General features: G+C 42.5%; 17 protein-coding genes and 1 riboswitch. Of the genes, 9 read left to right on the forward strand and 8 right to left on the reverse strand.

Annotated features, from left to right (window positions below):
* The 3 genes from FG28_RS04655 (at position 1) to FG28_RS04665 (ending at position 2,322) form a co-directional block, all read left to right on the forward strand.
* A complete protein-coding gene (locus FG28_RS04655; protein ID WP_036380351.1) occupies positions 1 to 795 on the forward strand; it encodes an undecaprenyl-diphosphate phosphatase in 795 nt (264 codons plus the stop codon).
* A gap of 31 nt (positions 796 to 826) precedes the next feature.
* Entirely contained in the window at positions 827 to 1,513 is a 687-nt protein-coding gene (truB, locus tag FG28_RS04660; protein ID WP_036386154.1) for a tRNA pseudouridine(55) synthase TruB, read from the forward strand.
* Positions 1,514 to 1,599: 86 nt separating this feature from the next.
* Complete coding sequence (locus tag FG28_RS04665; RefSeq protein WP_036380352.1) at positions 1,600 to 2,322, forward strand: energy transducer TonB; 723 nt, start codon at positions 1,600 to 1,602, stop codon at positions 2,320 to 2,322.
* Here the strand turns inward: FG28_RS04665 and FG28_RS04670 are convergent.
* Positions 2,305 to 2,937 carry a thioredoxin family protein gene (locus FG28_RS04670; RefSeq protein ID WP_051947180.1) on the reverse strand — a complete coding sequence of 211 codons (633 nt, stop codon included), beginning with the start codon at positions 2,935 to 2,937 and terminating at the stop codon, positions 2,305 to 2,307. The genes FG28_RS04665 and FG28_RS04670 overlap by 18 nt on opposite strands.
* 150 nt (positions 2,938 to 3,087) lie before the next feature.
* On the opposite strand from FG28_RS04670, the gene FG28_RS04675 reads away from it, so the two are divergent.
* Both FG28_RS04675 and FG28_RS04680 read left to right on the forward strand, forming a co-directional pair.
* Complete coding sequence (locus FG28_RS04675; RefSeq protein ID WP_036380353.1) at positions 3,088 to 3,651, forward strand: DNA-3-methyladenine glycosylase I; 564 nt, start codon at positions 3,088 to 3,090, stop codon at positions 3,649 to 3,651.
* 82 nt (positions 3,652 to 3,733) lie between these two features.
* Entirely contained in the window at positions 3,734 to 4,189 is a 456-nt protein-coding gene (locus FG28_RS04680; protein ID WP_156102203.1) for a hypothetical protein, read from the forward strand.
* A gap of 8 nt (positions 4,190 to 4,197) precedes the next feature.
* Here the strand turns inward: FG28_RS04680 and aat are convergent, their stop codons facing one another.
* From aat to FG28_RS04695, 3 genes are read right to left on the reverse strand one after another with little or no spacing between them, the layout of a single operon-like run.
* Positions 4,198 to 4,854 (reverse strand): leucyl/phenylalanyl-tRNA--protein transferase, encoded by a 657-nt coding sequence (aat, locus tag FG28_RS04685; RefSeq protein WP_036380354.1) that lies wholly within the window; start codon positions 4,852 to 4,854, stop codon positions 4,198 to 4,200.
* Between the two features lie 36 nt (positions 4,855 to 4,890).
* Positions 4,891 to 6,267: a short-chain fatty acid transporter gene (locus FG28_RS04690; protein WP_051947182.1), complete on the reverse strand. Its 1,377-nt coding sequence runs from the start codon at positions 6,265 to 6,267 to the stop codon at positions 4,891 to 4,893.
* A gap of 9 nt (positions 6,268 to 6,276) precedes the next feature.
* Positions 6,277 to 6,654 (reverse strand): DUF3127 domain-containing protein, encoded by a 378-nt coding sequence (locus tag FG28_RS04695; protein WP_036380355.1) that lies wholly within the window; start codon positions 6,652 to 6,654, stop codon positions 6,277 to 6,279.
* 125 nt (positions 6,655 to 6,779) lie between these two features.
* Here FG28_RS04695 and FG28_RS04700 point away from each other — a divergent pair, with 125 nt between their 5' ends.
* Together FG28_RS04700 and FG28_RS04705 are read left to right on the forward strand one after the other, a co-directional pair.
* Entirely contained in the window at positions 6,780 to 7,925 is a 1,146-nt protein-coding gene (locus FG28_RS04700) for a PAS domain-containing sensor histidine kinase (protein ID WP_036386162.1), read from the forward strand.
* 10 nt (positions 7,926 to 7,935) lie between these two features.
* Positions 7,936 to 8,286, forward strand: coding sequence for a hypothetical protein (locus tag FG28_RS04705; protein WP_036380356.1), 351 nt, complete (start codon positions 7,936 to 7,938; stop codon positions 8,284 to 8,286).
* Here the strand turns inward: FG28_RS04705 and FG28_RS04710 are convergent.
* Positions 8,279 to 8,671, reverse strand: coding sequence for an HIT family protein (locus tag FG28_RS04710; protein ID WP_036380357.1), 393 nt, complete (start codon positions 8,669 to 8,671; stop codon positions 8,279 to 8,281). The genes FG28_RS04705 and FG28_RS04710 overlap by 8 nt on opposite strands.
* 72 nt (positions 8,672 to 8,743) lie before the next feature.
* Positions 8,744 to 9,220: a transcription elongation factor GreA gene (gene greA, locus FG28_RS04715; protein ID WP_036380358.1), complete on the reverse strand. Its 477-nt coding sequence runs from the start codon at positions 9,218 to 9,220 to the stop codon at positions 8,744 to 8,746.
* A 185-nt stretch (positions 9,221 to 9,405) separates the two neighbouring features.
* Between greA and FG28_RS04720 the strand changes: the two genes are divergently transcribed.
* Together FG28_RS04720 and FG28_RS04725 are read left to right on the forward strand one after the other, a co-directional pair.
* Positions 9,406 to 9,849, forward strand: a complete 444-nt coding sequence (locus FG28_RS04720; RefSeq protein ID WP_036380359.1) for a hypothetical protein — start codon at positions 9,406 to 9,408, stop codon at positions 9,847 to 9,849.
* A 9-nt stretch (positions 9,850 to 9,858) separates the two neighbouring features.
* A complete protein-coding gene (locus FG28_RS04725) occupies positions 9,859 to 10,845 on the forward strand; it encodes an aldo/keto reductase (protein WP_036380360.1) in 987 nt (328 codons plus the stop codon).
* A gap of 3 nt (positions 10,846 to 10,848) precedes the next feature.
* Here the strand turns inward: FG28_RS04725 and FG28_RS04730 are convergent, their stop codons facing one another.
* A complete protein-coding gene (locus tag FG28_RS04730) occupies positions 10,849 to 11,850 on the reverse strand; it encodes a Gfo/Idh/MocA family protein (protein ID WP_036380361.1) in 1,002 nt (333 codons plus the stop codon).
* A gap of 110 nt (positions 11,851 to 11,960) precedes the next feature.
* Positions 11,961 to 14,222 carry a TonB-dependent receptor gene (locus tag FG28_RS04735; RefSeq protein ID WP_081894219.1) on the reverse strand — a complete coding sequence of 754 codons (2,262 nt, stop codon included), beginning with the start codon at positions 14,220 to 14,222 and terminating at the stop codon, positions 11,961 to 11,963.
* An 84-nt stretch (positions 14,223 to 14,306) separates the two neighbouring features.
* A riboswitch (TPP riboswitch) is annotated at positions 14,307 to 14,399 on the reverse strand.
* Between the last annotated feature and the right edge of the window lie 77 nt (positions 14,400 to 14,476).

Here is a 14,476-nt window from a genome sequence, read left to right on the forward strand (position 1 = left end):
TTGGAGCTCATTGATGCTATTATTCTTGGTATTATCCAAGGATTGACCGAGTTTTTACCTGTATCCTCCAGTGGACATTTGGAGTTGGGGAAAGCCATTTTGGGCGCGCACGCTGTCCCTGAGGAAAGCCTGTTGTTTACCGTAATCTTGCACTTTGCCACAGCCTTGAGTACCATTGTCGTTTTTCGAAAAGACATCATAGAAATATTTAAAGGGCTTTTTCAATTCAAATGGAATGAAGAGACCCAATTTTCCATAAAAATCATCATCTCCATGATTCCTGCTGCTTTAGTAGGCCTCTTTTTGAATGATTTTATTGAAGTATTTTTCGATGGTGCCATTGTCATTGTGGGCATCATGCTCATCATCACCGCTTTTTTGTTGTATTTGGCGGATTTGGCCAAAACCACGGATAAAGGGGTTTCGTTCCGAAGCGCTTTTGCCATCGGCATGGCTCAAGCTGTGGCCATATTGCCCGGAATTTCCCGAAGTGGCGCCACTATATCCGCCGCTGTTCTTTTAGGGGTGGACAAGGGTAAATCAGCTCGATTCTCTTTCTTGATGGTTGTTCCTTTGATTTTGGGAAAGGTTGCAAAAGATTTAATGAGCGGTGACATCAATTTCCATGGAGACCAGGCCGTGGCCATGGGAGCAGGGTTTATTGCCGCCTTTATCGCCGGACTTGCTGCCTGTACCTGGATGATCAAGCTGGTGCGCCAAAGTAAGTTGACCTATTTCGCTATTTATTGTTTAATTGTGGGGCTCATTGCCCTTGCTTGGAGCATTTGGGGATAGATCAGTATTTTTGTTGCAAACCCCGAAGCTTTTGAAAACCAAAGATGATTTTTTGAATGGTCAAATTCTATTGATCGACAAGCCGTTGGAATGGAGTTCCTTTCAAGCGGTGAATGCCCTTAAGTGGGCCATACGGAAAAAATTTGACCTTAAAAAGATAAAAATCGGCCATGCGGGTACACTTGACCCTTTGGCCACGGGTCTTTTGATTATCTGTACGGGCAAGTTCACCAAGAAAATTCCAGAGCTTCAGGGGCAAGTCAAAGAATATATTGGCACATTCACACTAGGTGCAACCACCCCTTCTTACGATATGGAAACTGAAGTAGACCAAACTTATCCCACAGCACATTTAACGCAAGCATCCATTAAAAAAGCTACGAACCAATTTTTGGGTGAAATTGACCAGGTTCCTCCCATCTTTTCGGCCTTAAAAAAAGACGGAAAACGGTTATATGAATTTGCCCGGGAAGGCAAGGATGTTCAAATAAAATCAAGAAAAATAGAGATATTGGAATTTGAAATTACCCGAATTTCATTGCCGGAAGTGGATTTTAGGGTCGTGTGCAGCAAGGGCACCTATATTCGTTCTTTGGCGCACGATTTTGGCAAAGCTGTAGGTTCTGGAGCTTATTTATCGGCCCTTAGAAGAACCAAAATAGGGGATTTCAACGTAAATAATGCTACAAGCCCCAAGGTTTTCAAAGAAAATCTGTGATTTTATGTCCAAAAAGTGCTGAAGCAGTAGGTTGTATAAGATCACGGGGTAAAATATTTTTGAAAAAAAGCGGTTATAGTAAAACCATGAACCTTAATCTTAACAGAAGTCAGTTATCACTATTGATCACATTCTTCTCCATGTCCATCGTGGTCTTGTTGTTGTTCAACATTCACTTGGGGGGTATGAAGGAAGAAGAATATGTTATTGAAATGAGCTTGGCCGATGAAGATATTGAGGAATTGTTGGAACAAGAGGAAGAGCGATTGGAAGAATTGGCCAACAACGACCCCATTAAAAGCCATATGGCTTTTAACGAGACCGCCAAACCTACCATAGGAAATCCCGAACCCCTGAAAACTTTAGAGGAACTCTTGGAAGAAAAAGCATTAAGTAGCGAAACTGGTGAATATGCAGACAATTCCGGTTTTGAGGAGCAGTTGAAGCAACTTAAGGCAAAGCGTGACGAGAATAAAGAAAAACTGGGCGAACGTGAAGCGCAAAAAGAAGAATTCACCAATTATTTAAAGGACAGACGAACCTCCATTTCGTTTTCACTAGTGGAGCGTAATGCCTATTACCTTCCCCCTCCTATTTATACCTGTATTGAAGGGGGCAAAGTGGTCGTCAATATAAAAGTGGATGACAACGGGTATGTTACGGAAGCTTCGTTTAACGATAAAAGCTCTGGAACCAGCAACGGTTGTTTGGTGGACAATGCCATTACCTACGCCCTTAAAGCACGGTTCAGTCCCGATTCCAAAGCAACACAAATTGGCACCATTACCTACCTATTCCAAGGGAAGTAAATCCAAAATATCTTGTAAAATACCCTCTCCTTTATCCTTATTGTACCAAACCTGAAGGTCCTGTTTAAAATCTGGGGTAAGTTTTCCATGTTCCTGTTTATAGGCCTCCACCATTTTAGTGGCCGCACGCGGTCTTGGTCCCCATTCACCCAAAATTGTCTTTTTCTCCTTATCCCACAGAACCACTTTGGGGATGGAACGGGCTTTGTTGGTCAAAAAGGCATCCATAATCTCAGGGACCTCATCTCTAAGAACTATTTTAAAATCGATATTGGGGTTGAGTCCTGCAATCTTATTGATGATAGGCAAGCTATGCGCCGCATCCCCGCACCAACTTTCGGTAATCACCAAGAATGCCAACCTTGATTTTAAGTTGATAACCTTCTGTTGAATCTCTTCGGGAATCACAAAGGTTTTGTCCCAACGTTTCATTCTGCGGTCATTGAGTTGGGTATAATGGATGTTCGCTTCGGTTTGAATATGACCAGTGGTTTGTTCAATTTCAACCAAATGGTGCACTAAATTCCTGTATTTCTGGTAATCCATTCCCATGGAGATGCCTTGCTGCACCAAAGTGGGTTTATCATGCTGTACGTGCTTTTCCAATAAGTCCATAAAAATCCTTTCTGCAAATTTATTCTTCAAAAACAGCCTATTTTCTGACTTTTATCATTGGTTGTATTACACTAAAAAACCTTACAAGATTCTCAACTTGGTTCTTTACGGTCTTAAGAAGTTCCGCTAACTTTAGCTAAAATTTTTACCATGGATAAACATCGATGCGGTTGGTGTGTGGGCGACCCGCTTTATGAAGCTTATCACGATTTGGAATGGGGTGTTCCCGTAAAGGATGATGATACACTTTTTGAGTTTTTGATACTGGAGACGTTTCAAGCGGGACTCAGTTGGATCACTATTCTCCGAAAACGGGAAAACTTCAGGGAGGCGTTTGACCGTTTCGATTACAAGAAGATTGCAGAATACAATCAGGATAAAATTGAAGAGCTGCTACAAAACCCAGGTATCATTCGGAACAAATTAAAAGTAAACGCCACAGTGTCCAATGCCAAGGCTTTTATGGAAATCCAAGAGGAATTTGGAAGTTTCAGCAAGTACATCTGGGATTTTGTAGATGGTAGCCCTGTTAAAAATGCTTGGGAAAACTACAAGCACGCTCCGGCCACCAGTGAAATATCGGATGCCATTAGCAAAGATCTAAAAAAACGAGGGTTCAAATTTGTGGGCAGCACGGTCATCTATGCCCACATGCAGGCCACAGGCATGGTAAATGATCACGAAATTCATTGTTTTAGGTATGATGAGGTCTAGTCTTTTGTTTATTTCCCTCTTGTCTGTTTTCCAAGTGGTTTTAGGCCAAAACAAGTATGGGAAAGAGTATAAAATTAAAAAGGTGGCGTTTCCTGAAGAAGCACTTGCCCTGATTGAAGATCATTTGGAAGATGCGAAGCGGGTGCGCTTTTACCAAAGGGAGGACAATAGCAAGAAAGGTTTTAATGCCAAGTTCAAAAAAGGTCGACTGCATTATAATGTAAATTTTGATGGAAATGGGAGTTTGAAAGACGTAGCGTTTGATATCAAGGAATTTGATGTTCCTGAGGATAGTTGGGACGCCATTACCGCCTATTTCAGTTCAAATTATCCCAAGTTGCGCATCAAAAAAATACAGCAACTGCACCCCTCAGGAGGAGACCCAGAAAGAACGGTACATGAAGCTTTCCAAAACTTGATGTTGCCCCATATCAACTATAAAATCATTTTTTCAGCAAAAAAAGAGGGGAAGCGACAATCGTATGGGGCGTTGTTTAACGCCAAAGGAAATTTGGTAGATGTCCACAAATTATTGTGACCTCAAACCTACAACAATTCCATAAATTTTTTCCGGGGAATCAATTCCGCGCCCAAGCTTTCCAAATGCTCGGTATGGACCTGACAATCAATAAGTCGATATCCTTTTGTGTCCAATTCTTTCGCCATTTTTATAAAAGCAAATTTGGAAGCATTGGGCTGCAAACTGAACATACTTTCACCACAAAACACATGCCCCAAATCCACACCATACAACCCTCCGACTAATTTTTCATCTTCCCATACTTCATAGGAACGGGCAAAACCTTTTTTGTGAAGTTCGGCATAGGCCGCTTTCATTTTTGAAGTGATCCACGTACCGTCTTGTCCTTTACGTGCCACCAAAGCACACTGTTCCATAACTTCATCAAAACAAGTATTTTGGGTCAGCTTGAACTTACTATCACGTAAGACCTTACGCATACTTTTGGATACTTTTACCTTTTTCGGGAAAAGCACCATTCGCGGGTCTGGGCTCCACCACAAAATCAAGGTGTCATCATTAAACCAAGGAAAAATGCCACTTTTATAGGCCAACAACAGTCTTTCAGGCGACAAATCACCCCCAACGGCCAACAATCCATCTCCATTAGCCGTTTCAACGGGAGGAAACTCCAATCGATCCCCTAAAAAGTGTAGCGGGAAGTTATTCCTGTTATTTTCCAAAATGCAATTTTTACTAAAATACGAAACGCTTTGGGGCTAAAAAATAAGCAGACCAACTATATATATGATACTGCCCACAACCATAAACATCAGGGTGTAAGGAAGAATCTCCCTCGCCTGTAACTTTGTAATTCCCAACAAAGGTAAGGCCCAAAAGGGCTGTAACATATTCGTTACTTGATCTCCGTAGGCCAGGGCCATGACAGCTTTGGGCAGTGGAACCCCAAGCTGTAGGGCAGATTGCAAAACCAATGGTCCTTGAACGGCCCATTGGCCACCCCCACTGGGCACAAAAATATTAACAAGACCAGCACTCATAAAAGTGAAGATCGGCAATGTGGTTGCTGTACTGATGGACACAAAAAAATCTGAAATGCTCTGAATCATTCCGCTACCTGACATGATGCCCATGATGCCAAAATACAGTGGAAACTGAATCAAAATTCCAGCCGTATCACCAATGGCCTGCTCCACTGCGGTCAAAAAACTTTTAAAACTACCATGCAGGATAATAGCCAAGCCCAACATAAAAAAATTGAGCATATTCGGAGTGATGTTCAAAGTTCTGAGTGCTGGCAAGTACTGAATCAAAAAGGCAAGCAAAATTAAAATTCCAAATGCGGTTGAGACCCATGTGGAATAATCCAATCGCTCTGCCCCCTCGAGTTGTTTCCGTTCACTAGTTTTGAACTGATACCCTTTTAAATCAGTGGCTGTGGTGTTGGTCCTTTTGCTCAGGTAATACGCCAAAACGGTAATGGAAAGGGCCACCAATACAAAAAGGATCAGATTCCAATAGCTGAAAACGGTAAGTGCTGTGGAAATGCTGTCAGGTAATCGAGCCAACACCTCATTACTGGCATTAGTTTCCAGCAACCCTTTTAAATGCCCCGACTCAGCAACTTTTATGGGAGCAGAACCACTGATTCCGCCATGCCAGACCATTAACCCGGAGTAGCCACAGGCACCGATTAGTGGATAATTGATTGAAATGTTGTTGGTTTGGGCATATTCGCCAACTTTTCGGGCCAAAATCGCACCAAAAATGAGTCCAAGCCCCCAATTGAAGAAGGAAACCAACAGTGTGGGCACTACCACCAATACTGTGGCACTGGAGGTGTTTTTTACCAAACCGGTGATTTTCAAAATCAACCGTTCCATGGGTTTGCTCAGTACCAACACATGGCCCAACACCAAAATGAGCATCATTTGGTAGGCAAATACCAAAAGTCCGTTGTTCCAAATACCATCCTCCCAATGGGAAAGAATAGCAACAAAATGATTTTCATCGGAAGTATTTTCCGTAAAAATCAAGGCCAAAATTATGGTAAGAACGGTGAGCAATACCGCAATGGTAAATGGGGAGGGTAAATACCTCCTAAAAATACGTTCTATGACCTTGGTAAGGTCCAATGCTATGGATTAGAATGGAAGGTCGTCGTGATCTTCCTCATTGAGGTCATCAGCAGGTTCAAAGGCTTCCATTGGTGGAACCGGAGGCATATCGTCAGAGCCGGCTTCAGGCTGGAGGCTTTCAATGCGCCACCCTTGAATGGAATTGAAATATTTGGTCTCTCCTTGCGGATTCACCCACTCCCTTCCTCTCAAGTTGATGCTGATTTTCACCATTTGTCCCACACTGTAGTTGTTCAGCAAATCGCATTTATCCTGTACAAACTCCACCAAAATATGCTGTGGATATTGTTCTTCCGTGGTAACGACCACTTCTCGCTTGCGGAAACCATTGTTCCCATACGTTTTGGTTTCATCTATCATTTTTATTCTTCCCTGAACTTCCATGTATGCTAATTTTCAATGAATTTCAAATGTACATAAAATGATGCCCAATGGAAACCCAAGTTTATCACGAAGTATCAACATATTTTTCATTTTCCGCTATCTTTAATCACAATTCTACCAGAAAAATGAACTTTAGCCCTAGACGGAAAGCTTCCAATATTACCTTGCTGATTTCGGCTTTTATTATTGTTAGCTTGATTTTGTGGAACACCAATAGCTTTTTTAAGAAGTTCAAGGAGGAAGAACGATTAAAAATGGAGATTTGGGCCACGGCTCAATCGGAGCTCATTCAATCTTCCGTGGATCAAGAACTGGGAAACCTGACGCTGAAGGTGATGGGCAACAATACCTCCACCCCTATGATCTTGGTAAATGAAGAGGGGTCTTACAAAACCCATAACATTCCTGAAGACAAGATTGCCGATAGCAGCTATATCCAAAAAAAAATAAAACAGTTCCGTAGTGAAAATGAGCCCATTGAAATCATTCAAGACGGTGAACTTTTGGAGACGCTCTACTACGGAAATTCAGAAGTATTGAACAAATTAAAGTATTATCCCCTAGCCCTCTTGTTGATCATTTTTTTGTTTGGAGCGGTCATTTTCTTTTTCTTCAGGACCAACAAAGCTTCGGAACAAAACAAACTTTGGGCAGGTATGGCCAAAGAGACGGCACATCAAATTGGTACTCCCTTGACTTCACTTTTGGGCTGGAATGAGTTGTTGAAATCAGAGGACATTAATCCTGATATCACCGTTGAGATTGCCAAGGATATTGATCGCCTGCAGACCATAACCGAACGGTTCTCCAAAATAGGTTCCACGCCCGATTTGGAGGTGCATGATATTGTGGAAGAGACTAAAAAAGCTTATGAGTATTTAAAGAAGCGTAGCTCCAAGTTGATACACTTTTCCTTTAGCTCCAATGTTGAAGAACTATACGTGCTTTTAAATCCACCCTTGTATAATTGGAGCATAGAAAATTTGGTGAAAAATGGCATTGATGCCATGAAAGGGAAGGGAAATATTGCCATTCAAATTGATAAAAAAGGCCAAAATGTTAATATCTTAGTTTCGGATACGGGGCACGGTATCCCAAAAAGTGATTTTCAGAACATTTTCAGCCCGGGGGTAACCTCCAAAAAAAGAGGCTGGGGATTGGGTCTTTCGTTGGTAAAAAGAATTGTGGAAGAGTACCATAAAGGAAAAATTAAAGTACTTTCGTCCAGCAAAGAAGGAACAATCATGCAAATTTCGCTAAGAGTAAAATGAACAGTGAACCATGTCTAAGGAAAAAAGAATTGTAATAAAGGACGCTGACATTACCAATAACTGCCCCGAATGTTATAACCAAGAATTGAAGCTTACCTTTTACCAAAAACACACTTTAAATCCATTTTATCACAGGACCACCGGTGAGGTGACGCATGAGATAAAGTGCAAAAAATGCCATTCCATTATTTATCCGGTAAACTGGACCCCAGACATTGAGCGCGTCTTCGACTATTATAACAAACTGGTACGGCCAGACCGACCTTCTGTGCGGTTTACCACCCTGTTCTTTATCCTTCTCATATTGATTTTGTGCCTTGTTGGAGCGGCTGTTTATTTTTATTTGGAAGGCCTTATTTAAGTTGCTCTTTAATTTTACTCGCTATTGCTTCAAATTCCCTGGCATCCAAGTTTTCTTTGTGCTGAAAGGTTGCATTTTTCATACTGTGGAGTGGAATAAGGTGTACATGCACATGGGGTACTTCCAACCCAATCACAGACATTCCCACACGTTTGCAATCAATTGCCGCCTCAATGGCCCTGCCCACTTTTCTGGAAAAAGCCATTAGTTTCATGTAGGAGTCCTCATCCAAATCCAAGATCTTGTCCACTTCTTTTCTGGGAACACAAAGCGTATGGCCCTTGGCATTTGGGTTAATATCCAAAAAAGCAAAATTATGGTCGTCCTCAGCTATTTTGTAGCACGGGATATCTCCGTTGATAATCTTGGTGAAAATACTGGGCATGTCGGTTTGGTTTGGTTTAAAATAAAAAATCCTGTCAGGTGACAGGATTAAATATAGGAATTCTACAAGCTTTTAATTACGTGTGATCTCTAAAATCTCCAACTTTAACGTTCCGTTGGGGACTTTGATTTCAGCTACATCCCCCACGGATTTTCCCAATAAGCCTTTTCCAATGGGAGAGGTTACAGAAATTTTACCCGTTTTAAGGTCAGCCTCACTTTCTGCTACCAAGGTATATTTCATTTCCATACCGTTCGCTTGGTTCTTTAGCTTCACTGTGGACAGCACCAATATTTTTGAATTGTCCAATTGGGATTCATCAATCAATCTGGCATTGGACAAGGTTTCTTCCATCTTGGAAATCTTCATTTCCAAAAGACCTTGGGCCTCCTTGGCCGCATCATATTCCGCATTCTCGGATAAATCGCCTTTGTCCCGTGCCTCTGCTATGGCCTGGGAGGCTTTGGGACGTTCCACATCCTTAAGGTGGTTCAGCTCCTCCCTCAATTTTTTTAATCCCTCCGAAGTATAATAAGATACTTTGCTCATATCGTCATATTTTTATGCAAAAGAACATCGAAGAAAATCAAAAAATTTCCCCAATGATCTTGTTCTCTACAAATACAAAAAATCCTCTACGATTGCCATGACCTGCATGGTTTTTAGCGAGGATTTAACGCAAATATAGGTAATTTTTGTTCAACTTTGTAGAGCGATGAATTGAAATCCAAACTATGAAACACTTTTGGACCAGTGTCCTACTTGTTCTTATAATTTCCTGTAGTTCAGACAGTACCAACAGAAATCCCTATCTCCAAGAAGTGGGTTTTAGGTTTGATTTAAACTTAAACCTTCCACTCTATAATGGGTTGAACAACATTGGAAATCCAGTTTATGTCGGAAATAATGGTGTAGGTACACGAGGAGCCTTTGTTATGAGGGCAGGATTGAGCGGCTCCCAGTTTGTTGCATGGGAAGCCAGTTGTCCCAATCACACCCCCAACAATTGCTCTACCATGACCATTGATGGGCAAAATGTGGTTTGCGACTGCGAAGGCTACACCTACAACCTTTTTACAGGCCAACAACTGGACCGACCCGATGATGGCAAAAGATACTACGACCTTCTTTTTTACCGGGCCACACAAAGCGGAAATACAGTAACCATATCCAACTAAAATAATAGCATGCAATACAGAAAACTTGGAAAAACCGGACTCAGCGTCTCTGAAATCTCTTTGGGAACATGGCAAGTGGGAGGCAAATGGGGTTCGGGTTTTGATGATTCCCTTGCAGAACGCATTATCAACGAAGCCATTGATGCAGGCATTAATTTTATAGACACCGCCGACGTATATGAGGCCGGCGCCAGCGAGGCCGCCGTAGGCAGAGTGGTGAAATCCAGGTCCGAAGAAATTTATGTGGCCACCAAGTGTGGACGGCAAATCAATCCCCATGTTAATGAGGGCTATACGGTAAAAGCTTTGCGGAATTATGTGGAGAATAGCCTTAAAAATTCAGGCTTGGAGTGTTTGGACCTTATCCAATTGCACTGCCCACCCACTGAAGTCTACTACAGACCTGAAATCTTTGAGCTTTTTGACCGCTTGAAGGACGAAGGAAAAATAAAAAACTTGGGGGTGAGCGTTGAAAAGGTCGAAGAAGCCCTAAAAGGAATGGAATACCCGAATGTGACCACCGTACAGATCATCTTCAATATGTTTCGGCAACGCCCTTCGGAGTTGTTTTTTGAACAGGCCAAGAAAAAGGATGTAGGCATCATTGTCCGAGTGCCTTTGGCGAGTGGCTTGCTTACCGGAAAATTTTCATCGGACTCTACTTTTGAAAAAGACGACCACCGCTTTTTTAACCGTGAAGGTGCCGCTTTTGACAAAGGTGAAACCTTTTCCGGAATTCCATTTGAATTAGGTTTGGACGCTGTGGAAGAGCTTAAAAGGCTTTTCCCAAATCATAAAAATTTGGCGCCAATTGCCTTACGATGGATTTTGGATTTTCCCGAGGTGAGTTGCATTATTCCTGGTGCCTCAAAAGCGGAACATTTGCATTCCAATTTGGAAGCTACAACCATTCCTTCACTAACCGAAGAGCAGGCTAAAGGAGTCAAAGCTATTTACGAGAAATACATCAAAAAGCAGGTGCACCAACTTTGGTAGGGTTTAAATCACTCCCAAAATTCGGTCCATAATCCAACTGGTGTGCAATGCTGATTTTCCCAAAGAAGGATGCTCACCATTGCCCAGAAAGTGGTTTTTGATATTTTCCACGTGATATTGTTGCACGTGTTCTGGATGTGGTATCTCCAAAACCTGATGTCCAGCCGCATTTTTTAATTCAATCGGGGCCTCATCGAGTACGGCAAAGGTTATGGTTCCTTGAGAACCTAAAATTTCAACCTTATCTACACGATCTTGGGTGCCAAAATTCCAAACACCTTCACCGGTAATGTCGTTAGTGTGTATCCAAGAACCAGAAACTGCATCATAGGCGGAATACAAGCCTTGTTGGTTGGTGGCAACGCCGTGGACTTTTTGGATCTCACCTAATAAGAAGGTGAACAAGTCGAGACCGTGACTGGCCAAATCATCAAAATAGCCTCCAGGCGCCACGGTTTTATCCGTTCGCCAATTGTATTTCCCGCTCAAATCCAATTCGTTGGGCGGTTGGGTTTTTTGCCAATGGATATGCCGTACTTCACCTATCTGTTTTTCGTCCAGCCATTGTTTAATTTGAAGAAAACGGGGCAATGACCTTCGGTAATAGGCAACAAAAAGTGGAATGCCTTTGGATGTAAAGGCCTCATAAATTGCCAAACTATCCTGATAATTGGGCGCCATGGGTTTTTCTATACAACAAGGTTTTCCAGCCGCCGCCGTCTGAAGTGCATACAATTTATGGGTATCGGGTGGCGTGGCAATATAAATGGCATCAACATCAGGGTTATCAATGACCGCTTTGGCATCTGTGGTCCAATGTGCAACACGGTGCCTTTTGGCATAGTCTTCTACCTTTTGGGCATCGCGTCGCATGACGGAATGCACCAAAAAACCTGGCGTTTTTTGGTAGGCGGGTACGCTTTTTTTTTCGGCCACACTTCCGCAGCCGATCACACCCCATCGTAAGGGTTTATCTTCAGTAAAAACAAAATGGGATTCTGTCATAGCCTATAAATGTACAGAATCCCATTAAAAATAGTCTGGTCAACACAGTTCTCAACACAAAATTCATTCAGAATTTTAAATGAGCTGACAGTTTTTCTTTTTCACAAGCTTTAAAAATTAACCGTGGCACCAATCAAGAAATTGATTCCCGCCTGTGGGTAATAGCCTGCACCTTCAATGGTGGTGATGGTTCCAGGACTGGAAAAATCATCATCGTAGGTGTAAAAATAGCCGTTGGAAATAATATCGGCATCAAAAATATTGTTCACCAAACCGGATAGGACAATACTTTTTACAAACGAGCCGGTTTCAATCACGTATTGTACATTAAAGTCTGTTTGGGTGTAGCGGTCCAAGGTTGAATTTTCTGAATCGATGTTGCCCATGTACTGTTTTCCCACAAATTTTGACAATAGGGACACTTGTAGGTTTTCATTGGGTTGAAACGCAAGCACGTTGCCCGCAACCACTTGGGGTGAATAGGCGATATGGGTGTTCCCCAAATCCTGAAGCTCACCATCCCGCTGAAAAAAGAAATCGATGTTCCGGTTATCGCTCAGGGCAATGTTGGGACGAAGCCTAAACTTGTTCCCCAATCGTAGATTGGCATCCACTTCCAATCCCAAACGGTAACTATCACCTACATTGGCACGTAAAGGTGCACCAACATCGTTGAGCTCTCCCGTTAGCACCAATTGGTCCTTGTAACGCATGTAGTACACGTTGGTGTTCAACTGAAAATCTGGGGAAATGTAACGCCAGCCCAACTCAAAATCATTTAATTTTTCGGGTTTCGGGTTGCCGTTTTCATAGTCGTTACGATTAGGTTCCCTATTGGCCCTGGCATAGGACAGGTAGAAATTGTTGTTCTGGTTCAAATCGAACGTAACCCCTGCTTTTGGGTTAAAAAAATTGAAGCTGTCGTCCACCAATCCGGTGTCATCACCATTGGCTTCATATCCTACACCACGATATTGCACATCACCGAAAACAGACCATTTGTTGTTCAATTGATAGTTGGCCTTGGCATACACATTAAGGTCTGTCTTTGTGGAGTTGTCATCGTAATAGCGATCTCCAATTTCACTATCACTGGCATAGCGGGCCCAAATAATTTCGCCAAAATGGTCTCCTTTATATTCATTGTAACCTCCGCCAAGAATCAGTTTTAGGTTGTCGTTATTGTACGTGGCCGAAAAAACAGTACCGTAGAAATCATTATCCAGCCACCTTCTGCGGATCAAGTCGGTAGTGTTTACGGTTTCCCCTCCTATATCGATGGGCTCCAAGCCATAATCCGAAAAATCCTCATCTTCCTTGTACTGCTCAAAAAATCCTCGCCCTCGTGTATAATGCAAGGCTAAGTTGGTGCTCCATTCTGGACTTAAGGTTTCATTCCAATGCAATTGAAAATGATCTTGCTTGTAATTGTCGACCTCATTATCATGGAACTGTCTGTTTCCATTCTCATCAAAGTAAATCCCCGCCGAATTGTATGTACGGCCTTCTTCTTCCAACTCTTCCGGCGTTACTCCGTTCCAAGCTTGATAGGTGATTTCATGTCCGCCAAAAAGCAAGGCCTTCACCAAGGTATTTTCATCTTTATACACCCCCTGAAGGAAATACGCATCCAATTCGGATCGTGCCCTATCGATGTATCCATCTGAAGTGATTCTGGACAATCGCCCAGAAATCTCAAAATGGTCATTTAGGATTCCCGTGCTGAACTTTATGTTGTTCCTAAGGGTTTTAAAACTCCCAACGGAAGATGAAATTCTGGCATAGGCTTCTTCAGAAAAGGCATCGGTCAATAGATTTAAGCTCGCACCAAAAGCGGCAGCTCCGTTGGTGGAAGTTCCCACACCCCGTTGCAATTGCAAACTTTGGGTGGAGGAGGCAAAATCGGGCATGTTCACCCAAAAAGTTCCCTGCGATTCCGCATCATTGTAAGGAACCCCGTTGATGGTAACATTGACCCGGGTGGCATCGCTACCACGAACCCGAATACTGGTATAGCCCACTCCGGCACCTGCATCGGAGGTGGTGACCACGGCTGGTAAAAAGTTCATTAAAATGGGAACATCTTGCCCCAGATTTCTAGGCGTGATTTCCTCCTGATCCAAGTTGGAAAAGGTAATGGGAAACTCTTTGGTAACCCTAATGGCTTGGACCAGAACTTCGTCCAGTACCACTTTTTTTCCTTCTAAAGAATCGGTTTCTTGTTCTTGAGCGCTAACTCCAAGTGACAACCCTGACAGGGCCAATGTTGTGAGTAAAGTTTTGCGACGACGTTTACATTTTTGCGTCGGTCGCACCGTGCCGCATTTTAGTGCCGCGGTCTTGCACTGAATAATTGAATAAAGCGGTTTCATCCGTAAAAATTTTACGAATAAAAGGGGTCATTATTCTTGTTGCTAATTGATTTTTGTTTCTAAGGAAACATAGAAATTCCAAGATGCGCTGCTTAGCGCAATCCCTTGGCAGCATTACCCGCCCAGGTTCATTGGGTATAATCTCAGCCTTTTAAAAAAGCACCCCTTTGAGATAGGGCAAATGTAAGGAGCGGCGCTCTTTTTTCATAAGAAACCTTAGAAATTAACTTTTGATAACAACTATGTGGCATACC

Source organism: Muricauda sp. MAR_2010_75, assembly GCF_000745185.1.
Lineage (GTDB): Bacteria > Bacteroidota > Bacteroidia > Flavobacteriales > Flavobacteriaceae > Flagellimonas.